The sequence below is a fragment of the Curvibacter sp. Hmag1.1 genome, from assembly GCF_059769165.1.
Genome location: NZ_JBMBGX010000002.1, coordinates 3,630,436 through 3,650,748 on the forward strand (window position 1 = coordinate 3,630,436; position 20,313 = coordinate 3,650,748).

Below are 20,313 nucleotides of genomic sequence, written 5' to 3' on the forward strand. Positions count from 1 at the left end.
TGCTGGTTCATGACTCTCAAACTGTGCGTTGCGCAACTCAATTTCATCGTCGGTGACCTGAACGGTAATGTGAAGAAAATCGTCGATGCGGCCACCCACGCCTACGACCAAGGTGTGCGGCTGGTGTTGACGCCTGAATTGTCCATTTGCGGCTATGCCGCTGAAGACTTGTTCTTGCGCCCCGCCTTCATCCAAGCTTGTGATGATGCCGTGAAATCGGTGGCGCGGCAGCTCGCCGGGTTAAAGGGCTTGAGCGTGGTGGTCGGTCACCCCACCGGAGGTGACAGCCGCACCCGCTCGGTCGCCATCCAGAGTCGCTTCAACGCGGCCAGTGTGTTGCGCGAAGGGCAGGTGGTCGCCCACTACGCCAAACGTGAATTGCCGAACTACCAAGTGTTTGACGAGCGTCGCTACTTCAGCCCCGGCCAAGGTGTGTGTGTGTTTGAAGCGGGCGAGGGCGCAAGTGCCGTGAAAGTGGGCTTGCTGATTTGCGAAGACGCTTGGTTTGAAGAGCCTGCCCGTTTGGCCAAAGAAGCAGGTGCCGAGCTGCTGGCGGTGATCAACGCGTCACCTTTCCATGTGGGCAAGGGCTATGAACGCGAAGCACGCATGGGTGAGCGCTGCCGTGCCACGGGCTTGCCTTTGGTCTATGCCCATTTGGTAGGTGGTCAGGATGAGGTAGTTTTTGAAGGCCACTCCTTCACCTTGGATGCACAGGGTGCAGTCACCGGTCGGGCTCCGAGTTTTAAGGAAAATCTGTTTGTAGCGCAGGTGGCGCGTGCGCAAGAAGCTATCAAATTGGTAGCGGTTGTTGAGCCTGAGCGGTCTGCTGAGGCGGACCTGTGGGACGCGCTGGTGCTGGGGGTGCGGGATTACGTGGGCAAGAACGGCTTCCCAGGTGCGTTGCTGGGTTTGTCGGGTGGCATCGATTCCGCCTTGGTACTGACCGTTGCGGTGGACGCGCTGGGGGCCGACAAGGTGCGTGCCATCATGATGCCTTCGCCCTATACCGCTGACATCAGCTGGATCGATGCCCGCGACATGGCGGCTCGTATGGGCGTACGCTATGACGAAATTTCCATCGTTCCGGAGTTCGAAGCCTTCAAGGCCTCGTTGGCAGGTGAGTTTGCCGGCCGCGCGGAAGACACGACCGAAGAAAACATCCAGGCCCGTATCCGCGGAACTTTGTTGATGGCCTTGTCCAACAAGTTCGGCAGCATCGTGCTGACGACCGGCAACAAATCTGAAATGGCCACCGGCTATTGCACCTTGTATGGCGACATGGCCGGCGGCTTTGCGGTCATCAAGGATTTGGCCAAAACTACGGTGTTTAAGCTGGCATGGTGGCGCAACGCCCATGACCCCTATGGCACCTGCGCCTCCCCGATTCCTGAGCGCATCATCACGCGTCCGCCCAGTGCCGAGTTGCGCCCGGATCAGAAGGATCAGGACAGCCTGCCGCCTTACGAGGTGCTGGACGGTATCCTAGAGCGCTATATGGAGAACGACGAGAGTATGGAGACCATCATCGCCGCAGGTTACCGGACGGAAGATGTCGAGCGCGTCACCCGGCTCATCAAGATCAATGAGTACAAACGCCGCCAGGCGCCGGTAGGAATCCGTGTTACCCACCGCAGCTTCGGCAAGGATTGGCGTTATCCTATTACCAACCGTTTTCGGGCCTGATTTTTACAATGGACACGCAGATGAAACAAATTACCGCCATCGTCAAACCCTTCAAGTTGGAAGAAGTCCGTGAAGCGCTCGCTGAATGCGGCGTGACCGGCCTGACTGTGACCGAAGTCAAAGGCTTCGGCCGCCAGAAAGGCCATACCGAGCTCTATCGCGGTGCGGAGTACGTCGTGGACTTTCTGCCCAAGATGAAGGTGGAAGTGGTTGTGAAAACTGATGACGTGGACCGCTGCGTGGACGCCATCGTCAAAGCAGCTCACACCGGCAAAATTGGCGACGGGAAAATTTTTGTGACCAGCGTGGAGCGTGTAGTCCGCATCCGTACTGGCGAGCAGGATGAATCCGCTGTCTAAGCTAAACGCTTAAACAGCAAAGCGCTGCCAAAGCGCCGCACACCAGATGACGGCGCAGAGCAGCAGGCTTAGCAGCACGGCTGCACTGCCTATGTCTTTGGCCCGTTTGGACAGCTGGTGCCACTCGGGGCCTACCCGGTCGACGACGGACTCGACCGCGGTGTTCAGTAACTCCACCACCATCACTGCAATGACGCTTGCCGCGAGGACGGCGCTCTCTAGCCAGCTTTGGCCCACATAAAGGGATGCCGGTAGCAGCACCAATGCCAGAACACATTCCTGCCGGAATGCGGGCTCGTTCCACCCGGCTTGCAAGCCAGCCCATGAGTAGCGCGTCGCATGCAGAATGCGGCTCAAGCCCCGACGTTGTTTTTGCGGGTTGACCGCAGGATCAATGTGATTTTCAGGCGTGGATTCCATGAGGCCTTTGGGTCGCCGTTCAGCGGCTGAGGGGGGCAGAGGTGACGAGACGAGTGCCAGCCCATGCGTCGTGCCAGAACTGCTGTTGAGGGTGAAAGCGGCTCAAGATTGCCCATACAGCAAACCAGCCCAGGCAGATGACGACGATCTCACCACCCGACAGGTGAAAGGGCGATACCGCCAGCAAGGGCGGGAGGAACCATACCCAGCTCAACACGTAGCGTCCCAAAGCGCGCAGTTGCGTAATCTTTTTCCCGTCACGGCCAACTACTCGGATATTCCATGTTTTCATGGCCAGCGTCTGCCCGTGGGCCCAAAACCAGACGAAGTAAATGCCCAGCACCACAAACAAGAAGGCTTGCAGGGCGTGCCGGTTGTCCAACGCATAACGCGTCTGACTGAGGGTGCCGAACAGGTATCCGGCCAGGAATACAACCCCGAAAAGCAGAATGCCTTCATAAACCCAGCACGCCATGCGGCGCCACAGACCGGGGGTGTCCAACGCGATTGTCATCAAAGTAGCGACCTTCGTAGAAATGAAGGCCAGATTGTAGGCACCCCAGTATCGCCCGCGCATAGATGTCGGGTAACCAAGGTCCTTAGTTGGTGCTGGTGGGCTTGGCTGCAGGCGCCAAAGGCAGCAGCGTGTTGCGGTCCACAGGCTGTTGGGCTGCCAGTTTTTCTCTTTGGGTGTCTGGCGAGTTGCGCGTCAAAGGAACTGGAGTCAACTTTTGAGGGGAGGGTGCTTTGGCCGCAATTGCAGCACCTGCGGGCTTAGCGTTAGCCTTTTTTGCCAATGCCTCTTTCTCTTCGGGGCTCAAGGCTTGGTAAGCCTCCCAGTTGGCAGCTCGCTCTGCAGCGGGCGTTTTCTTGGTTTCCGCAAAATTCAGTCGCGCTTGCTGACGCTCTTTCGGCTTGAGGGCCGCCCATTCGCCCATGCGGCTGTGCAGCTTTTCCTTATCGCCAGCAGACATATTGCCGAAGTTCTGCGACAAGGCAATCCACTTGCGCTGATGTCCGTCTGTGAGTGTCTCCCAAGACGTCTGAAGCGGTGCAAGTGCCGTCTTTTGTGCGTTCGTGAGGCTCGCCCACGTAATTGCAGGGGCTGCAGCGCCAGCCTGAGCGACTGGCGCGGGCACATTTTGGGCCCATGGCATTTCAGGCGCACCAAGCATCGCCGTTGCGCAAATTGCGGTCAACGCGACGTTCTTGGCAGTGGCGTGAAAGGGGAGGCGTTGCATGGCTGTCAGAAAAAAGGAATGTAAAGGCAGCGGCGCTTACTTTTCCTGGTTGTTGCGTAAAAACTGTGCAAATCCTGGATCGGTGTAAGCCGCAGGGGGCAGGGCATCGGTCAGCAATTCGGTATCCACGTCTGCAATTTCTTGGGCCGTCCAATCGTCTTGCGCTATCCCGATCACGACCATACCAGTGATCAGCGCCAACAAAGGCAACCAGGAACCTAGTTGAGTCATCCAATTCCGGAAGCCGGAACGCATTCCCATGGTCGCCTGACCGGCCTGTGCGAGCACGACGCTGTCTGAAACTGCCTCAGCGACCAGCTTGCGCTTGGCTAAAGCCTGCATGCGAGCCACCTTCAGCCGCTCCGAGATGTCGTGGGGTAAAGCGTTGGCGCTCTCGTTCAAGCGTGAGGTAATCGCGCGTGCAACAGCTTCTTGTATGTCGGCACCGGAATGGTGCGATTTTCTTGTTGTCATAGCCGAATTCCCTTTCCTTTCAACGCATTTCCCAGGGCCTGCACCGCTCTGGAGCAGTGTGTCTTGACGCTGCCTTGTGAGCAACCCATTGCGGCAGCCGTTTCCGCAACATCCATATCCTCCCAGTAACGCATAAGGAAGGCTTCCCGTTGACGTGGCGGCAACCGCAAAATTTCTTCTTCTATCGAAAGCAAGGTTTGTGCGCGCTCGGTCTGCGTTTCCGCACTTTCCGATTGCTCTCCGCCTTGGTCTGTCACCAAGGACTCCAATAGATTGAAGTCTTCGTCCTCAGTTCCCGACTCGAAATCACTCAATGTAGAAAAAAGAGCGCTGTAAGTTTTTTGCCGGCGAAACCAGTCCAGGGTGCTGTTGGACAAAATCCGCTGAAACAGCATGGGGAGCTCTTCAACCGGCTTGTGGCCGTAGTGTTCGGCCAGTTTCATCATGCTGTCCTGAACGATATCCAAAGCGGATTCATCGTTGCGGACATGGTATGCCGCCCGTTTGAAGGCCCGTCTTTCGACACTTTTCAGGAAATCAGAGAGTTCTTTTTCGGTTGCCAAGTGACTGGACCATTGAAGGCATAAACAAAAGTCTGACAGACTGTCTCAACGCAATTTCTGGCGGAGTAGCCCGTGATTATTGCATTCCGGCAAGGATTGCAAACCGTTGTTCGAAAGGGCGTGTCTAAACAAATGCCATAATACCGGTGCAATTAAAAGGCAAACGGGTCCTGGTCCGGCGCAACATTCAATGCGCCCATGGCTTTGACCTTAAGTCCCGACGCGACTCCACAAGTGTTTGCGAAGGGGCACCCAAGGTTTTTCGTCAGAGAAATTCACAAAGGTTCATCATGGAAATTTCTAAAGCCGAAATCGCTTCGGCCGCATCTGCATCCAAATCCGCCGCCGTTCCCGAGTTGAGGGGCGCGGAAGTCCTTGTCAAAGCGCTACAAGCCGAAAACGTCAAATACATCTGGGGTTACCCCGGTGGTGCAGTTCTGCACATTTACGACGCTTTCTACAAGCAAGACACAATCCAGCACGTTCTGGTACGCCACGAGCAAGCAGCCGTGCATGCTGCCGACGGCTACGCACGCGCCACCGGTGATGTCGGCGTGGCGTTGGTGACATCCGGGCCGGGTCTGACCAATGCCGTGACCGGCATTGCCACTGCTTACATGGATAGCATTCCCATGGTGATTATTTCCGGTCAGGTGCCTACGCACGCGATCGGACTGGATGCTTTCCAAGAGTGCGACACAGTCGGCATCACACGCCCCATCGTGAAGCACAACTTCCTCGTGAAGGACGCCAAAGACATGGCGGAAGTCATGAAGAAGGCGTTCCATATCGCTCGCAGTGGCCGTCCCGGTCCTGTGGTGGTCGATATCCCCAAGGACGTGTCATTCAAGAAGGTGCCTTACCACGGCTACCCTGAGAGCGTGGAAATGCGTTCTTACAACCCAGTGCGCAAGGGCCATGGCGGACAAATCCGCAAGGCCTTGCAACTGTTGTTGACCGCCAAGCGCCCCTACATTTACACCGGTGGCGGCGTGTTGCTGAGCAACGCATCCAACGAACTTCGCACTCTGGTGGACATGTTGGGCTACCCCTGCACCAACACCTTGATGGGTCTGGGTGCGTACCCTGCGAGTGACCGCAAGTTCCTCGGCATGCTGGGCATGCACGGTACCGTCGAAGCCAACAATGCCATGCAGAACTGCGATGTACTCTTGGCGGTTGGCGCCCGTTTTGATGACCGCGTGATCGGCAACCCCAAGCACTTCGCCCAGAATGAGCGCAAGATCATTCATATTGACATTGACCCATCCAGCATCTCCAAGCGGGTGAAGGTCGATATCCCGATCGTGGGCGATGTGAAGGACGTGCTCAACGAAATGATCGCGATGATCCGTGAGGGTTCGACCAAGCCTGACGCGAACGCATTGGGCGCGTGGTGGGACACGATTGAAGGATGGCGCAAGCGCGATTGCATGAAGTACAACCCCGGCAACGGCGATGTGATCAAGCCGCAATTTGTCGTGGAAACTCTTTGGAACATGACCAAAGACGCGGACACCTACATCACGTCTGATGTTGGCCAGCACCAGATGTGGGCTGCGCAGTACTACAAGTTTGACGAGCCCCGTCGTTGGATTAACTCCGGTGGTCTGGGAACCATGGGCGTGGGCATTCCCTATGCCATGGGCATCAAGCTGGCCAAGCCGCAAAGCGAGGTGTTCTGCATTACCGGCGAAGGCTCGGTACAAATGAACATCCAGGAGCTCTCCACCTGCCTGCAATACAACACGCCAATCAAGATCTGCTCCTTGAACAACCGTTACCTCGGGATGGTGCGTCAGTGGCAGGAAGTGGAGTACGAAGGCCGCTACAGCCACAGTTACATGGATGCGTTGCCGAACTTCGTGAAGTTGGCGGAAGCCTACGGTCACGTCGGTATGCTGATTGAGCGCCCCCAGGATGTGGAACCCGCATTGCGCGAGGCCCGCAAACTCAAGGACCGCACAGTGTTCATGGACTTCCGCACAGATCCCACTGAAAACGTGTTCCCCATGGTCCAGGCCGGCAAGGGCATCACAGAGATGCTGCTCGGGTCGGAGGATCTCTAAGCAGATTTACGTCAATTAGTGCTCTAGCGCACATCCAGTGTGCGCGAGCTGCTATCATTTTTGAAGAATCTATTGTCTGCCAAGCTGTGCGGTTACCGCCGCACGGGGAGGGCAGCGAAAAGAGGAATCGGTACTTATGAAACACATCATTGCAGTTTTGCTCGAAAACGAACCCGGCGCTTTGTCGCGTGTCGTGGGCTTGTTTTCGGCCCGCGGATACAACATTGAATCCCTGACCGTGGCTCCCACAGAGGACCCGAGCTTGTCGCGCATGACCATTCAGACCACTGGCTCGGATGACGTGATCGAACAAATCACCAAGCACCTGAACCGCCTGATTGAGGTGGTGAAGGTTGTGGATCTCACAGAAGGTGCCTACATCGAGCGTGAGCTCATGATGGTAAAGGTTCGTGCGGTGGGCAAGGAGCGCGAAGAGATGAAGCGCATGGCCGACATCTTCCGTGGCCGCATCATCGATGTGACGGAAAAGAGTTACACCATCGAACTCACAGGCGATCAATCCAAGAACGATGCGTTCCTGGAAGCCATCGAGCGCACCGCCATTCTGGAAACGGTGCGAACCGGCTCCAGCGGCATCGGTCGCGGCGAGCGCATTCTGCGGGTTTGATGAAGTTTTTCCTGTGTGTGCTTCGGCTGGCTCAACACACAGGGATTGTTTGGCGACAGTGTTTACCGTTCGCCCCGAGCTTAGGTAGTTTTTGCAACAGGGCGCTTTTCGCCAATATTTATTTCGGAGAGAAAAATGAAAGTTTTTTACGACAAGGATTGTGACCTGAGCCTGATCAAGGGCAAGACAGTTGCCATCATCGGTTACGGCAGCCAAGGCCATGCACACGCGCAAAACTTGAACGACAGCGGCGTGAAGGTCGTGGTCGGTCTGCGCAAGGGCGGAGCTTCATGGGACAAAGTCGGCAAAGCCGGCTTGACCGTGATGGAAGTGAACGATGCAGTGAAGGCTGCTGACGTCGTCATGATCCTGTTGCCCGACGAGCAAATCGCCGAGGTGTACACCAACAACGTGGCTCCCAACATCAAGCAAGGCGCTTCTTTGGCGTTTGCACACGGCTTCAACGTCCATTACAACCAAGTCGTGCCTCGTGCCGACCTGGATGTCTGGATGGTGGCTCCCAAAGCTCCTGGCCACACCGTGCGCAACACATACACCCAAGGTGGCGGCGTGCCTCATTTGGTCGCTGTACACCAGGACAAGTCCGGTAAAGCCCGTGATCTGGCTCTGAGCTACGCGATGGCCAACGGTGGCGGCAAGGCCGGCATCATTGAAACCAACTTCAAGGAAGAAACTGAAACCGACTTGTTCGGTGAGCAGGCTGTGTTGTGCGGTGGCGCAGTTGAGTTGATCAAGATGGGTTACGAGACCCTGGTGGAAGCCGGCTACGCACCTGAAATGGCGTACTTCGAGTGCTTGCACGAACTGAAGTTGATCGTTGACCTGATCTATGAAGGCGGCATTGCCAACATGAACTACTCCATCTCCAACAATGCGGAGTTCGGTGAGTACGTGACAGGCCCTGAAGTCATCAACGAAGAGTCCCGCAAGGCCATGCGCAACGCATTGAAGCGCATCCAGAACGGTGACTACGCCAAGATGTTCATCCAGGAAGGTCGTTTGAACTACCCAAGCATGACAGCGCGCCGTCGCAACACCGCTGATCACAGCATCGAGGTGGTGGGTTCGCAATTGCGCGCCATGATGCCTTGGATCGCCAAGAACAAGTTGGTGGACCAGACCCGCAACTAAGCAGTTGCAGGTATACCAAAAGGCCACTCCGGTGGCCTTTTGCGTTGGTGGGTGTTCTTCAGAAGGGCTTCATTGCACTGCTTTACACTGCACCCCAATCGTGCCGGCACGGAGTGCTCCAATCTGGATCGCTTGGTCGTGTGTGGCTGGCAAGGAGAATTTATGCATGATGGTTCTGAATCAAAAGTTGCAAGCGCTGACGCTGTGGTCATTGTGAAGCGACGCAAGGGCATTTATGTTTTGCCCAATCTGTTCACCCTGGCAGCTCTGTTTGGCGGGTTTTACGGCATCGTGATGGCGATGAATGGCCGATACGATCTGGCCTGTGTCGGCATCTTTTTGGCCATGGTTCTGGATAGTCTCGATGGCCGCGTAGCGCGCATGACCAATACCCAAAGTGCCTTCGGTGAGCAGATGGATTCTCTTTCCGACATGGTGTCGTTTGGTGCGGCTCCTGCGTTGATTTCGTATATCTGGGCTCTCAAGGAGCTGGGACGTTGGGGTTGGATCGCTGCCTTTGTCTACTGCGCCTGCGCTGCGCTTCGACTTGCCCGATTCAATGTGAATACCGCCGTTGTGGACAAGCGCTATTTCCAAGGCTTGCCTTCACCGGCAGCAGCAGCGTTGGTCATTGGCTTTATCTGGCTGATGACCGAGTTGGGCTTCAAGGGAACCGAGTCGGTCTGGGGCATTTCTATCGCTTGGGTCACCTTCTCTTTTGCTTTGTATGCCGGCCTGACCATGGTGACCAACGTGCCTTTCTACAGCTTCAAAGATGTCAGCATGAAGAAGAGCGTGCCATTCGCCGTGATCGTTCTGATTGCTTTGGGAATCGCGGTTATCAACATTGATCCGCCTACCGTCATTTTTGGAGTTTTTGTGGTCTATGGTCTGAGCGGCTATGTGATCTATGCCGTCAGAAAAGCTCGCGGCGTGCAGACAAGCGTGATCAGCACCTCTACCGACGAGCCGGACGAACGCGGCTTGCACATGTAAATCTGTATTGGAGAAGAAGCGATGACAGACAAGTTGATCATTTTTGACACGACCTTGCGTGACGGTGAGCAGTCGCCCGGTGCATCCATGACGCGCGACGAAAAGTTGCGTATCGCGCGCCAACTGGAGCGCTTGCGAGTGGATGTCATTGAGGCTGGCTTTGCAGCTAGCTCGAACGGCGATTTTGAGGCTGTTCAACTGATCGCAAGTTCCATCAAGGATTCGACCGTGTGTTCGTTGTCGCGCGCCAATGACCGTGACATCGCCCGTGCAGCCGAGGCCCTCAAGGGCGCCAACAGCGCACGTATTCACACTTTCATTGCAACTTCTGCCTTGCACATGGAAAAGAAGCTGCGTATGACACCTGAGCAGGTGCTGGAGCAGGCCAAGCAGTCCGTACGGTTTGCGCGGAATTTGGTGGCAGATATCGAGTTCAGCCCCGAAGATGGCTACCGCAGTGACCCTGATTTTTTGTGCCGTGTTCTGGAGGCCGTGATTGCTGAAGGGGCGAGCACCATCAATGTGCCGGATACCGTGGGTTACGCAGTGCCAGAGCTGTACGGTAACTTCATTAAGAATTTGCGGGAACGCATACCTAATTCGGACAAAGCGATCTGGTCGGTGCACTGCCATAACGACCTTGGCATGGCTGTCGCCAACTCGTTGGCAGGCGTCAAGATCGGGGGGGCACGCCAGGTCGAATGCACCGTCAATGGTTTGGGCGAACGGGCCGGCAATTGCAGCTTGGAAGAAATCGTCATGGCGGTCAAAACCCGCAAGGATTATTTTGGTCTGGAGCTGGGTATCGATGCCAAGCACATCCTGGCTGCAAGTCGTATGGTCAGCCAGACGACCGGGTTCGTGGTGCAACCGAATAAGGCAGTGGTTGGGGCCAACGCATTTGCCCACGCGTCGGGCATTCACCAGGACGGCGTCCTGAAAGCGCGGGATACCTACGAAATCATGCGCGCTGAAGACGTGGGTTGGACCGCCAACAAGCTGGTGCTCGGAAAGCTCAGTGGTCGCAATGCGTTCAAACAGCGTTTGCAGGAGCTGGGTGTTCAGCTCGACAGCGAGTCGGAAATCAATGCAGCGTTTGCGCGGTTCAAAGAGCTGGCTGATCGCAAGAGCGAGATTTTTGACGAAGATATTTTGGCTCTTGTCGGTGACGAAAGCGTGTCGTTGGAGAGTGAGCAATATGGCTTCGTATCTCTGTCCCAGCACAGTGAAACCGGCGAACGTCCCCGTGCGGCCATCGTGTTTACTGCTGGTGGCAAGGAAATGAAGGGCGAGTCCGATGGAAATGGTCCTGTGGACGCATCTCTCAAGGCCATTGAGTCGCTCGTCAAGAGTGGTGCTGAGATGGTCTTGTATTCTGTGAATGCCATCAGTGGTTCAACAGAAAGCCAAGGTGAAGTCACGGTACGTTTGCAAAATAGTGGCCGGGTCGTTAACGGAGTCGGCGCTGATCCCGACATCGTGGTGGCTTCTGCGAAGGCTTATTTGAGTGCCCTGAACAAGCTTCAGAACAAGGCTGACAGAGTTGCTGCTCAAGGTTGAGTACAGTCTTTTGAAAAATAGTTGAGGTTTAGCCTGCAAGTAGTTGATCTATTTAGAGTTTTTTGATTAAACTGCCGGCAAACATCACAAAAAGCGTTTGCATCCCGTGTGAAGACGCTTTTTTCAAAGGAAATACGTTGAAACGCATACTCATTCAACTGGGCGTCGCAGGCTTTTTGGTCTCGTCGCTGTTGCTTTCTCAGGATGCAGCTGCGACGACCAAGCAGAAAAAAGTGGTAGCGAAAGCCACGGCGACCAAAGTGCAGGCCAACGTCAAATCGACTCGCAATAAGAAGCAAATTGCCAAAAGTCCTAGGACTGCCAAAATAGTTGCAGTTGCTCCCAAGCCTTCCTATGGGCAACTCGCGGGATTGCACGGTAAGCAGGATGCGTTGGACTTGAAGTCCAGTGTGGCTTTCGTAGTTGATCAGGACACCAAAGAGGTTCTGTTCAGCAAAAATGAAAACGCCGTGTTGCCCATCGCCTCCATCACCAAATTAATGACGGGTGTCGTTGTGAGCGAGGCACGATTGTCGATGGACGAAACCATCGAAATCACACAGGCAGACGTAGATACTGAAAAAGGCAGTTCCTCACGCTTGCGTGTGGGCACCGAGTTGTCCCGTGGTGAGTTGCTGCACTTGGCTCTGATGGCCAGCGAAAACCGGGCTGCCCATGCTTTGGGTCGTACATTCCCCGGTGGACTGCAGCATTTCGTAGGCCTGATGAATCAGAAAGCCCGTATCTTGGGTATGACCGATACCCAGTACGTAGAGCCCACAGGATTGAACAGCCGCAATCAGTCCAGCGCCAAGGACTTGGCTACTTTGGTCAACTACGCCTACAGCGATGCCACATTGCGTGAGTTGTCGACATCCACTGGATACCAGGTGGAAGTGGGCAACCGTACTCTCCAATACAACAATACCAATCGCTTGGTGAAAAATCCGGCTTGGGAAATCGGCTTGCAGAAGACTGGTTACATCACAGAAGCCGGACAATGTTTGGTTATGCAGGCCAAAATTGCGGGTCGCAAGCTGATCATGGTTTTCCTGGACTCTGCAGGCAAACTGACTCGTATTGCAGATGCTGAACGGGTTCGCAAGTGGGTCGAAACGGGGCATCCTGCAACTGCCACCAAGTCTTCACCCTTGGCCCTACGCGGCTTCGACAGTCGCATCGCGACGAACTAAAAAAGGGCCTGTAAAGACAGGCCCTTTTTTCTTGAGGGTCAGCGCAGATTCGGCCTGAAGCCCAATGTCTCGGAGATGTGACGGGCGGTTTCTTTCAGCTTGGGCAGCCAGTCGTCTTCCAATCGCCCGGAAGGCGCTGAAATCGACAGGCCTGCGACCAATTTGCCTTGGTCGTCGTAGATGCCTGCGGCCATGCAACGGACACCCAATTCGAGTTCCTCATTGTCACTGGCTTGGCCATATTGCCGGACCTTTGCAAGCTCACGCTCTAATGAATCCAGTTCGGTAATGCTGTTTTTGGTGTGCCCTTGCAGGCCCGTCCTGCTGGCGTAGGAGCGTATGCGCAGCGGGTCATCGGCTGCCAGAAACAGTTTGCCCACGGAGGTCAAGTGAAGTGGTGCTCTGCCACCGATAGCACGCACCACTTGCATGCCACTGCGCTCACTGTAGGCGCGTTCCACATAAATGATTTCGTCTCCTTGGCGCATGCTCAGATTGACGGGCTGCTGTGTCAGCTTGTGAAGCTCGCGCATAGGGCCTAAGGCAGCGTCCCGCACGTTGAGTCGGGCTTTCACCAAGTTACCTAATTCCAAAAGACGCATGCCTAAACGGTAGCTGCCCGACTGAGGGCGATCCACAAAACGACCGGACACCAAGTCGTTGAGGATGCGGTGGGTCGTTGAAGGATGCAGGCCGGCCCTCTCACTGATTTCCTTCAATGGAATCGCATCTTCACGCGATGCCAACACATCGATCAAGGTGAACATGCGTTCCAGAACCTGGACAGCCGGCGCGGATTGTGGGTCGTGTTCTTTTTTTGTCATGGTGGTGCTTTGCTGGATGTTAACCCGTCAAAGGATCATTCATGGTTCCTCAGGCTCGGCGAGTGTTTTCCAACTACCGTTTACCAGTAGTTCGTGAGGGCGAAACCGTGCCTTGTAATCCATTTTCGGGCTCTCAGTGATCCAATAGCCGAGGTAAACATATTGCAAGCCCAATTGCCGCGCCTGCTCAATTTGCCAGAGCACGTTGAAGGTGCCGTAGCTGGTCTGGGCTTCCGGGGCGAAAAAAGTGTAAACAGCCGAGATACCGTTGTCTAGAACATCGAGTATGGAGACCATCTTGAGTTCGCCGACCGCGTCAGGAGTAGCAGGCGCTTTCCGGAATTCAACCAAGCGGGAGTTCACCCTGCTGTGGAGCAAGAACTGCACGTATTGGTCGATACTGTCTTCGTCCATGCCTCCGCCTGCATGCCGGGTCACCTGGTATTTCAGATAGAGGTCGTAATGCTCACGTGAGAACCCCAGATTCAACACGCGAACCTGCAAGTCAGCGTGCTGCTTCCAAGCACGACGTTGGCTTTTGTCTGGCTTGAACTCGTTCACGGAAATCCGCAGGGGCGTGCAGGCTTGGCAGCCATCGCAATAAGGGCGGTAAGTGAACATGCCACTACGACGGAAGCCCTTCGCAACCAAGCTCGAATAAGTTGCCGTGTCGATGATGTGGCTGGGAGTCGCTACTTGGGATCGTGCCTGACGATCGGGCAGATAGCTGCAGTCGTAAGGCGCTGTAGCGTAAAACTGCAGCGTCTGGAGAGGAAGGTCGGTCAGATCCGTCATGTGGGGTTTGCGCAGGCTGACAACAGCTGATCCCAGTATAGGGGCTGAAACTTCCATTCGATTCCGGGTTGGGCTGTTGCATCCGATAAGTAGTTCGAGAAAATGCTCCGGTCAACCGGCCGCGCTCCCATGAATGCCAAATGATCAGTCACCTGCTGGCAGTCGATCCAATCAACACCTTGTGCCATCGACATGCTCACCAATGCTGTCAGTGCGATCTTGGATGCATCTGTCTGTCGCGCAAACATAGACTCTCCGAAAACCGCACGACCTATGGAAACGCAATACAGCCCTCCCATCAAGACACCGTCCTGCCATGTCTCCACACTGTGAGCGTGCCCGCGTTTGTGCAGCTCCAAATAGGCAGCTTTTATCTCTGGAACGATCCAAGTCCCGCTTTGACCGGCTCGCTCGCTGCCAGAGCACGCATCGATGACCCCTCCAAAGTCGTGATCCACCCGGATCTCCGCGCCTGGCGTGTTACGGAATTTTTTGATGACTTTCCGCAGCGACCGGTGCAGCCGGAATTCGTGGGTGTGGAGAGTCATGCGTGGATTGGTGCTCCACCATAGAGTCGGTTGTCCATCGCTGAACCACGGAAAGATTCCGTGTCCATACGCATCCAACAAGGTAGCCGCGTCCAGTGCGCCACCAGCAGCCAATAGCCCGGGCGCAGGCGTATCGTCCCCCCACGCCTCGAAAATGGAGGGAAACGGATCAGCCGGCTGCAGCCATGGCAGGGGAGGGGCGGAAACAGACATCAGGTGGATTGCAAAAAATCAGCGTGGTGGCCAAAATAGCCCTTGAATCGGGTTAGAATACCAGCTGTCGGGGTGTAGCGCAGCCTGGTAGCGCATCTGCTTTGGGAGCAGAGGGTCGCGAGTTCGAATCCCGCCGCCCCGACCATTCTTTCAAAATCAAAGGCTCTGAAGTTGTACTGCTTTGGGGCCTTTGTTCTTTGTGCCCGTAGCTCAGTTGGATAGAGCAACAGCCTTCTAAGCTGTGGGTCGGGGGTTCGATCCCCTCCGGGCACGCCACGGTACGGGTTTAAGTACCTAGCGGTAGCACTACAGCCTCCAAATCTAGCCACCGCAGCGCCGCTGATGCCAGTGCAGACGGTTCGCCTGAACTGTAGAACGCGACGTCAGCTGCTTTTTCCGGCTCCTCATCGTGGAGCTGGTTTGCAGCCTCCAACAATCGCCGGGTCTGCTTTGCCACTGGCGCCCCTCCCTCCAGGTAAGCGACTGCCTCACCAGTACTCGCGCGCAAGGAACTCTCTGCGAAGGGGTAATGGGTACACCCCAGTACCAAGGTGTCGATTTCTCCCGCATTTGAGCCAAAAGGGCCTATGGCGCCCGTATATTGTGCGCAAGCAGCTCCTATTTTGATAGCATCGAAAGCTTCGATGGCAGGTACTAGGCCGGAGCAGGGCTGTAGAACGAAGGTGGCCTGGTTCTCCAGCGATGTAAGCAGCCGCTTGAACTTTTCACTATTGAGCGTGCTGCGCGTCGCCATCACGCCGATGACCTTGGTCTTGCTTTGTACCACTGCCGGCTTCAATGCCGGCTCGATGCCGATGATGGGTAGCTCGGGGTGGGCCTCCCTCAGGACGTGAATGGCCGCTGCGGTTGCCGTATTGCACGCCACTACCAATGCTTTGATCTGGTGGCGGTCTCTGAACCAGCGAACAATGGTGTGGGATCGCTCGATCAGGTAGTCGTCATCGCGCTCCCCGTAGGGCGCATGGCCGCTGTCAGCCACATAGACAAACTTTTCATGGGGCAGCTCGGCCCTGAGCGCCCGCAGGACGCTCAGGCCACCCACCCCACTGTCAAATACCCCGATGGGGCAGTTGCTGAGCTTGGACAAAGGCTTAGCGCGAAGTCACAGGGATGTTTTTGAATTCGCCAGTCGCAATTTTCTTTTGCCATTCCGCGGGGCCGGTGATGTGCGCGCTGGTGCCACCTGAGTCCACCGCCACAGTGACGGGCATGTCGACCACGTCGAACTCGTAAATGGCTTCCATGCCCAGGTCTTCAAAGCCCACCACCTTGGCGTGCTTGATGGCTTTGGAGACGAGGTAGGCGGCGCCACCCACGGCCATGAGGTAAGCGCTCTGGTGCTTCTTGATGGATTCAATAGCGACCGGTCCACGCTCGGCTTTGCCCACCATGGCGATCAGGCCGGTTTGCGCCAGCATCATTTCGGTAAAGCCGTCCATGCGGGTGGCCGTGGTAGGGCCGGCGGGGCCCACCGCTTCGCCTGCCACGGGGTCTACCGGACCCACGTAATAGATGACACGGTTGGTGAAGTCCACAGGCAGCTTTTCGCCCTTGGCCAGCATGCCTTGTATGCGCTTGTGTGCGGCGTCGCGGCCCGTCAGCATCTTGCCGTTCAGAAGCAACGTCTGGCCGGGTTTCCAGCTGGCCACTTCAGCGGGCGTCAGGGTGTTCAAATCCACGCGCTTGCTCTTCTGGGTGTCGGGTGTCCAGTTGGCGTTGGGCCACAGATCCAAGCTTGGCGGGTCGATGTAGACGGGGCCGGAACCATCCAACACAAAATGGGCGTGGCGGGTAGCCGCGCAGTTGGGGATCATGGCCACCGGCTTGCTGGCGGCGTGGGTGGGGTACATCTTGATCTTCACATCCAGCACCGTGGTCAGGCCGCCCAGGCCTTGAGCGCCTATGCCCAGGGCATTGACCTTCTCGTACAACTCAAGGCGCATTTCCTCCACCTTGTCCAGCGCTTCGCCGCGGGACGACTTGGCCTGCAACTCGTACATGTCCAGGTCATCCATCAGGCTTTCTTTGGCCATGAGCACCGCCTTCTCCGCGGTGCCACCGATGCCGATTCCCAGCATGCCGGGTGGGCACCATCCTGCGCCCATGGTGGGCACAGTTTTCAGCACCCAGTCGATAACGCTGTCGCCGGGGTTGAGCATGATCATCTTGCTCTTGTTCTCAGAACCGCCTCCCTTGGCTGCCACGGTCACTTCGACGGTATTGCCCGGGACGATCTCGGTAAAGATCACAGCAGGTGTGTTGTCTTTGGTGTTCTTGCGCAGGAATTCTGGGTCCGCCACCACCGAGGCGCGCAGGGTGTTGTCAGGATGGTTGTAGCCCCGGCGAACGCCTTCGTTAATGGCGTCGTCCAGGCTGCCGGTAAAGCCTTCCCAGCGCACGTCCATACCGACCTTGAGGAACACGTTCACGATGCCGGTGTCCTGACAGATGGGGCGGTGTCCGGTGGCGCTCATTTTGCTGTTGGTCAGGATCTGGGCGATGGCATCTTTCGCGGCAGCGCTCTGCTCGCGCTCATAGGCGCGGGCCAAGTGGGCAATGTAGTCGGCGGGGTGGTAGTAGCTGATGTATTGCAGCGCGGCGGACACGGATTCGATCAGGTCAGCCTGGCGGATGGAGGTGGTCATGGTCTGTCTCTTTGGAGAAGTGGAAAGCGGAGAAACGCGAACCTCTTGAGTTTAGCGAATGACTCTCTCGCCATCCTGACGGCCGGGCTTGACCTGCGTCAGTCAGTGATTTGTAAGTGCATGGGATAACCATTCGCGCAGTTTTTAATAATTCCGAGGAGACAAACCCGTGAGCGCTTCCACCTCTGCCATTGAGTCCGTCCTGGTTGAAAACCGGGTATTCCCGCCCAGCGAAGCCACCGTCAAAGCGGCCCGCATTTCGGGCATGGAGGGCTACAACGCCCTGTGTGCGGAGGCTGAGAAAGATTTTGAAGGTTTCTGGTCCCGACTGGCCAAAGCCAATGTGGTTTGGAACAAGCCATTCACACGCACACTCGACGAATCCAATGCACCTTTCTACAAATGGTTTGACGATGGCGAGCTGAACGCCTCTGCCAACTGCCTTGACAAGCACATCGGCACGCCCACAGAAAACAAAGTGGCCGTGATCTTCGAAGCCGATGACGGCAAAGTCACCAAGACCACCTACAAAGAGCTGCTTGCCCGAGTCAGTCAATTTGCCAACGCCTTGAAGGCCGATGGCATCAAGAAAGGCGACCGCGTACTGGTCTACATGCCCATGACGCTGGAGGGCGTGATCGCCATGCAAGCCTGCGCCCGTATCGGCGCCACCCACAGTGTGGTGTTCGGCGGCTTCTCTGCGAAAGCATTGCAGGAGCGCATCATTGACGCAGGCGCGGTGGCTGTCATCACCAGCAACTACCAGATGCGCGGCGGCAAAGAGTTGCCTCTGAAATCCATTGTGGACGAGGGCATTGCCATGGGTGGCTGCGAGTCCATCAAGACGGTGTATGTGTACCAGCGCACCCAGACCGCATGCAACATGGTGGCAGGGCGCGACAAGACCTTTGATGAAGCACTGGCCGGCCAGAGCACTGACTGCGCCCCCGTGCCTGTAGGCGCTGAGCACCCCTTGTTCATCCTTTACACCTCGGGTTCAACCGGCAAGCCCAAGGGTGTGCAGCACTCCACCGGCGGCTACCTGCTGTGGGCCAAGCTCACCATGGACTGGACGTTTGACCTGAAGCCGGAAGATGTGTTCTGGTGCACGGCCGATATCGGCTGGATTACTGGCCACACCTACGTGGCCTACGGCCCCTTGGCCGCTGGCGCCACCCAGATCATTTTTGAAGGCGTGCCAACTTTCCCGAATGCAGGTCGCTTCTGGCAAATGATTGAGCGCCACAAGTGCACCATCTTCTACACAGCGCCCACGGCAATCCGTTCGTTGATCAAGGCTGCAGAGGCTGATGCCGCTGTGCATCCGGATCGTTCTGACCTGTCGTCCTTGCGCATTCTGGGATCAGTGGGTGAGCCCATCAACCCCGAAGCCTGGATGTGGTACTACAAAAACGTGGGTCACGAAAAGTGCCCGATTGTGGATACCTTCTGGCAAACCGAAACCGGTGGCCACATGATGAGCCCCATGCCAGGTGCCACACCTTTGGTGCCCGGTAGTTGCACTTTGCCTTTGCCCGGCATCATGGCGGCCATCGTGGATGAAAGCGGCAACGAAATGCCCAATGGATCCGGTGGCATTCTGGTGGTGAAGCGCCCATGGCCCTCGATGATCCGCACGATCTGGAACGATCCTGAGCGTTTCAAAAAGAGCTACTTTCCTGACGAGCTCAAAGGCTATTACTTGGCCGGCGACGGCGCAGTGCGTAGCGCGGACCGCGGGTACTTCCGTATTACCGGTCGTATCGACGACGTTCTCAACGTGTCCGGTCACCGTATGGGTACCATGGAAATTGAGTCTGCGTTGGTTGCCAAATCCGATCTGGTTGCCGAGGCCGCGGTGGTGGGCCGTCCTGATGACCTGACGGGTGAAGCCATTTGCGCCTTCGTGGTGCTCAAGCGCTCCCGTCCTGAAGGCGACGAGGCCAAGGCGATTGCCAAAGAGTTGCGTGATTGGGTTGCCAAGGAAATCGGCCCGATTGCCAAGCCCAAGGACATCCGCTTCGGCGAGAACTTGCCTAAAACCCGTTCCGGCAAGATCATGCGCCGATTGCTGCGTTCGCTGGCCAAGGGCGAGTCCATCACGCAGGACACCAGCACGCTGGAAAACCCGGCGATTCTGGATCAGTTGGGTCAAGCCTACTGATGCCTCCTTGCGAACGGGCAACTTTCAAGTTGCCCGTTGCCGGGCACAAAAAAAGCCGCTGGTGACAGCGGCTTTTTTTTCCTTGGTGCTTGAGTGATCAGTTCAGGGATAGCACCCAAGCGGCCAGTTTCTTGGCTTCGGCTTCATTCACCTGGGCGTTGGCAGGCATGTAAGCGGTGCCCCATACGCCGCTGCCACCTTTCATTATTTTGGTGGCCAAGCGGTCAGCGGCAGCTTTGTCGCCCTTGTATTTGCCGGCCACTTCTTTGAATGAAGGGCCCGAGACCTTCTTGTCCACCATGTGGCAAGTCATACAGTTTTTGGCTGTGGCCAAGGCTTGGTCTGCCCACGCTGCAGGCGCCATTGCCATCAGGGTTACTGTCACACTGCGCAAGAAAAATTGTTTCATCACGAGCCTCTCGGGTTTGGATACCATCTCCACAACGGGATTGTAGTAACGCACGTTGACCCCCCAGCAGAAACAGGGGCAACGCATTGGAGCAACGACGATGTACTTTTTGGGTTTGGGTTTGATTCTTCTGGTGATGAAATACATGCTCATCGAACCGGTAGCCAACTGGGCATGGTGGCAGGTATTGATTCCTTTTGCATTGGCAATTGCCTGGTGGGCATGGGCGGACAGCTCGGGTTACACCAAGCGTAAGGCCATGGACAAAGAAAATGCGCGCAAACAGGCCCGCATTGACCGCCAGCGGGAAGCCATGGGCCTTCAAGGGTCTAAAAAACGCCGATGACAGGGGC

At 56.3% G+C, this 20,313-nt stretch carries 21 protein-coding genes and 2 tRNA genes; 12 read left to right on the forward strand and 11 right to left on the reverse strand.

The features are described from left to right. Window positions 1-9: 9 nt before the first annotated feature. Window positions 10-1,686, forward strand: a complete 1,677-nt coding sequence (locus ACOAP0_RS17600; RefSeq protein ID WP_498377479.1) for an NAD+ synthase — start codon at window positions 10-12, stop codon at window positions 1,684-1,686. A gap of 20 nt (window positions 1,687-1,706) precedes the next feature. Then, complete coding sequence (locus tag ACOAP0_RS17605; RefSeq protein WP_087493503.1) at window positions 1,707-2,045, forward strand: P-II family nitrogen regulator; 339 nt, start codon at window positions 1,707-1,709, stop codon at window positions 2,043-2,045. Between the two features lie 9 nt (window positions 2,046-2,054). On the opposite strand, the gene ACOAP0_RS17610 is transcribed toward ACOAP0_RS17605, so the two are convergent. The 5 genes from ACOAP0_RS17610 to ACOAP0_RS17630 form a co-directional block, all read right to left on the reverse strand. After that, window positions 2,055-2,465: a diacylglycerol kinase gene (locus tag ACOAP0_RS17610; RefSeq protein WP_498377480.1), complete on the reverse strand. Its 411-nt coding sequence runs from the start codon at window positions 2,463-2,465 to the stop codon at window positions 2,055-2,057. A gap of 19 nt (window positions 2,466-2,484) precedes the next feature. Next, window positions 2,485-2,979 carry an RDD family protein gene (locus ACOAP0_RS17615; protein ID WP_498377481.1) on the reverse strand — a complete coding sequence of 165 codons (495 nt, stop codon included), beginning with the start codon at window positions 2,977-2,979 and terminating at the stop codon, window positions 2,485-2,487. An 85-nt stretch (window positions 2,980-3,064) separates the two neighbouring features. Further along, window positions 3,065-3,706, reverse strand: a complete 642-nt coding sequence (locus tag ACOAP0_RS17620) for a DUF3106 domain-containing protein (protein ID WP_498377483.1) — start codon at window positions 3,704-3,706, stop codon at window positions 3,065-3,067. Window positions 3,707-3,742: 36 nt separating this feature from the next. Then, entirely contained in the window at window positions 3,743-4,180 is a 438-nt protein-coding gene (locus ACOAP0_RS17625; RefSeq protein WP_498377484.1) for a DUF3619 family protein, read from the reverse strand. Further along, window positions 4,177-4,743 (reverse strand): RNA polymerase sigma factor, encoded by a 567-nt coding sequence (locus ACOAP0_RS17630; RefSeq protein ID WP_087493508.1) that lies wholly within the window; start codon window positions 4,741-4,743, stop codon window positions 4,177-4,179. The genes ACOAP0_RS17625 and ACOAP0_RS17630 overlap by 4 nt, the downstream gene beginning before the upstream one ends. A gap of 290 nt (window positions 4,744-5,033) precedes the next feature. Between ACOAP0_RS17630 and ACOAP0_RS17635 the strand changes: the two genes are divergently transcribed. The 6 genes from ACOAP0_RS17635 to ACOAP0_RS17660 all read left to right on the forward strand — a co-directional run bounded on the left by ACOAP0_RS17635 (window position 5,034) and on the right by ACOAP0_RS17660 (window position 12,341). Continuing rightward, a complete protein-coding gene (locus ACOAP0_RS17635; protein WP_498377485.1) occupies window positions 5,034-6,812 on the forward strand; it encodes an acetolactate synthase 3 catalytic subunit in 1,779 nt (592 codons plus the stop codon). Between the two features lie 136 nt (window positions 6,813-6,948). Next, window positions 6,949-7,440, forward strand: a complete 492-nt coding sequence (ilvN, locus tag ACOAP0_RS17640) for an acetolactate synthase small subunit (protein WP_087493510.1) — start codon at window positions 6,949-6,951, stop codon at window positions 7,438-7,440. A 135-nt stretch (window positions 7,441-7,575) separates the two neighbouring features. Then, window positions 7,576-8,592, forward strand: coding sequence for a ketol-acid reductoisomerase (gene ilvC / locus ACOAP0_RS17645; protein ID WP_087493511.1), 1,017 nt, complete (start codon window positions 7,576-7,578; stop codon window positions 8,590-8,592). Window positions 8,593-8,754: 162 nt separating this feature from the next. Further along, on the forward strand, window positions 8,755-9,588 hold the full coding sequence (gene pssA, locus ACOAP0_RS17650) for a CDP-diacylglycerol--serine O-phosphatidyltransferase (protein WP_087493512.1): 834 nt from the start codon (window positions 8,755-8,757) through the stop codon (window positions 9,586-9,588). 21 nt (window positions 9,589-9,609) lie between these two features. Next, window positions 9,610-11,148, forward strand: a complete 1,539-nt coding sequence (locus ACOAP0_RS17655) for a 2-isopropylmalate synthase (protein WP_498377486.1) — start codon at window positions 9,610-9,612, stop codon at window positions 11,146-11,148. A 137-nt stretch (window positions 11,149-11,285) separates the two neighbouring features. Next, the gene (locus ACOAP0_RS17660; RefSeq protein ID WP_498377487.1) at window positions 11,286-12,341 is read left to right on the forward strand and encodes a serine hydrolase; all 1,056 of its coding nucleotides are present in this window, start codon (window positions 11,286-11,288) and stop codon (window positions 12,339-12,341) included. A gap of 38 nt (window positions 12,342-12,379) precedes the next feature. Here the strand turns inward: ACOAP0_RS17660 and ACOAP0_RS17665 are convergent, their stop codons facing one another. Genes ACOAP0_RS17665 through aat form a run of 3 tightly spaced genes read right to left on the reverse strand, consistent with a single transcriptional unit; the run spans window position 12,380 to window position 14,721 of the window. Beyond that, window positions 12,380-13,165 carry an IclR family transcriptional regulator gene (locus tag ACOAP0_RS17665; RefSeq protein ID WP_300474362.1) on the reverse strand — a complete coding sequence of 262 codons (786 nt, stop codon included), beginning with the start codon at window positions 13,163-13,165 and terminating at the stop codon, window positions 12,380-12,382. Between the two features lie 39 nt (window positions 13,166-13,204). Beyond that, window positions 13,205-13,960 (reverse strand): arginyltransferase, encoded by a 756-nt coding sequence (locus ACOAP0_RS17670; RefSeq protein WP_087493515.1) that lies wholly within the window; start codon window positions 13,958-13,960, stop codon window positions 13,205-13,207. Then, the gene (gene aat, locus ACOAP0_RS17675; RefSeq protein ID WP_498377488.1) at window positions 13,957-14,721 is read right to left on the reverse strand and encodes a leucyl/phenylalanyl-tRNA--protein transferase; all 765 of its coding nucleotides are present in this window, start codon (window positions 14,719-14,721) and stop codon (window positions 13,957-13,959) included. Before aat ends, ACOAP0_RS17670 begins: the two co-directional genes overlap by 4 nt. A 68-nt stretch (window positions 14,722-14,789) precedes the next feature. On the opposite strand from aat, the gene ACOAP0_RS17680 reads away from it, so the two are divergent. Continuing rightward, window positions 14,790-14,866 (forward strand) — tRNA-Pro (locus tag ACOAP0_RS17680). 54 nt (window positions 14,867-14,920) lie between these two features. After that, a tRNA-Arg gene (locus ACOAP0_RS17685) sits at window positions 14,921-14,997 on the forward strand. Window positions 14,998-15,007: 10 nt separating this feature from the next. On the opposite strand, the gene murI is transcribed toward ACOAP0_RS17685, so the two are convergent. Both murI and ACOAP0_RS17695 read right to left on the reverse strand, forming a co-directional pair. Then, window positions 15,008-15,829 (reverse strand): glutamate racemase, encoded by an 822-nt coding sequence (gene murI, locus ACOAP0_RS17690; protein ID WP_498377489.1) that lies wholly within the window; start codon window positions 15,827-15,829, stop codon window positions 15,008-15,010. Window positions 15,830-15,833: 4 nt separating this feature from the next. Continuing rightward, window positions 15,834-17,387 carry a fumarate hydratase gene (locus ACOAP0_RS17695; protein ID WP_498377490.1) on the reverse strand — a complete coding sequence of 518 codons (1,554 nt, stop codon included), beginning with the start codon at window positions 17,385-17,387 and terminating at the stop codon, window positions 15,834-15,836. A gap of 169 nt (window positions 17,388-17,556) precedes the next feature. Between ACOAP0_RS17695 and acs the strand changes: the two genes are divergently transcribed. Further along, entirely contained in the window at window positions 17,557-19,551 is a 1,995-nt protein-coding gene (gene acs, locus ACOAP0_RS17700; protein ID WP_087493518.1) for an acetate--CoA ligase, read from the forward strand. Window positions 19,552-19,648: 97 nt separating this feature from the next. On the opposite strand, the gene ACOAP0_RS17705 is transcribed toward acs, so the two are convergent. Next, window positions 19,649-19,960, reverse strand: a complete 312-nt coding sequence (locus tag ACOAP0_RS17705; RefSeq protein ID WP_498391484.1) for a c-type cytochrome — start codon at window positions 19,958-19,960, stop codon at window positions 19,649-19,651. Between the two features lie 100 nt (window positions 19,961-20,060). Between ACOAP0_RS17705 and ACOAP0_RS17710 the strand changes: the two genes are divergently transcribed. Next, complete coding sequence (locus ACOAP0_RS17710; protein ID WP_087493520.1) at window positions 20,061-20,306, forward strand: TIGR04438 family Trp-rich protein; 246 nt, start codon at window positions 20,061-20,063, stop codon at window positions 20,304-20,306. Window positions 20,307-20,313: the final 7 nt, after the last annotated feature.

Bases quoted from the DNA above. Each gene is read 5' to 3' on its own strand.
- ACOAP0_RS17600 (WP_498377479.1), top strand. From the start codon at position 10: ATGACTCTCAAACTGTGCGTTGCGCAACTCAATTTCATCGTCGGTGAC.
- ACOAP0_RS17605 (WP_087493503.1), top strand. From the start codon at position 1,707: ATGAAACAAATTACCGCCATCGTCAAACCCTTCAAGTTGGAAGAAGTC.
- ACOAP0_RS17610 (WP_498377480.1), bottom strand. From the start codon at position 2,465: ATGGAATCCACGCCTGAAAATCACATTGATCCTGCGGTCAACCCGCAA.
- ACOAP0_RS17615 (WP_498377481.1), bottom strand. From the start codon at position 2,979: ATGACAATCGCGTTGGACACCCCCGGTCTGTGGCGCCGCATGGCGTGC.
- ACOAP0_RS17620 (WP_498377483.1), bottom strand. From the start codon at position 3,706: ATGCAACGCCTCCCCTTTCACGCCACTGCCAAGAACGTCGCGTTGACC.
- ACOAP0_RS17625 (WP_498377484.1), bottom strand. From the start codon at position 4,180: ATGACAACAAGAAAATCGCACCATTCCGGTGCCGACATACAAGAAGCT.
- ACOAP0_RS17635 (WP_498377485.1), top strand. From the start codon at position 5,034: ATGGAAATTTCTAAAGCCGAAATCGCTTCGGCCGCATCTGCATCCAAA.
- ilvN (WP_087493510.1), top strand. From the start codon at position 6,949: ATGAAACACATCATTGCAGTTTTGCTCGAAAACGAACCCGGCGCTTTG.
- ilvC (WP_087493511.1), top strand. From the start codon at position 7,576: ATGAAAGTTTTTTACGACAAGGATTGTGACCTGAGCCTGATCAAGGGC.
- pssA (WP_087493512.1), top strand. From the start codon at position 8,755: ATGCATGATGGTTCTGAATCAAAAGTTGCAAGCGCTGACGCTGTGGTC.
- ACOAP0_RS17655 (WP_498377486.1), top strand. From the start codon at position 9,610: ATGACAGACAAGTTGATCATTTTTGACACGACCTTGCGTGACGGTGAG.
- ACOAP0_RS17665 (WP_300474362.1), bottom strand. From the start codon at position 13,165: ATGACAAAAAAAGAACACGACCCACAATCCGCGCCGGCTGTCCAGGTT.
- ACOAP0_RS17670 (WP_087493515.1), bottom strand. From the start codon at position 13,960: ATGACGGATCTGACCGACCTTCCTCTCCAGACGCTGCAGTTTTACGCT.
- aat (WP_498377488.1), bottom strand. From the start codon at position 14,721: ATGTCTGTTTCCGCCCCTCCCCTGCCATGGCTGCAGCCGGCTGATCCG.
- ACOAP0_RS17695 (WP_498377490.1), bottom strand. From the start codon at position 17,387: ATGACCACCTCCATCCGCCAGGCTGACCTGATCGAATCCGTGTCCGCC.
- ACOAP0_RS17705 (WP_498391484.1), bottom strand. From the start codon at position 19,960: ATGAAACAATTTTTCTTGCGCAGTGTGACAGTAACCCTGATGGCAATG.
- ACOAP0_RS17710 (WP_087493520.1), top strand. From the start codon at position 20,061: ATGTACTTTTTGGGTTTGGGTTTGATTCTTCTGGTGATGAAATACATG.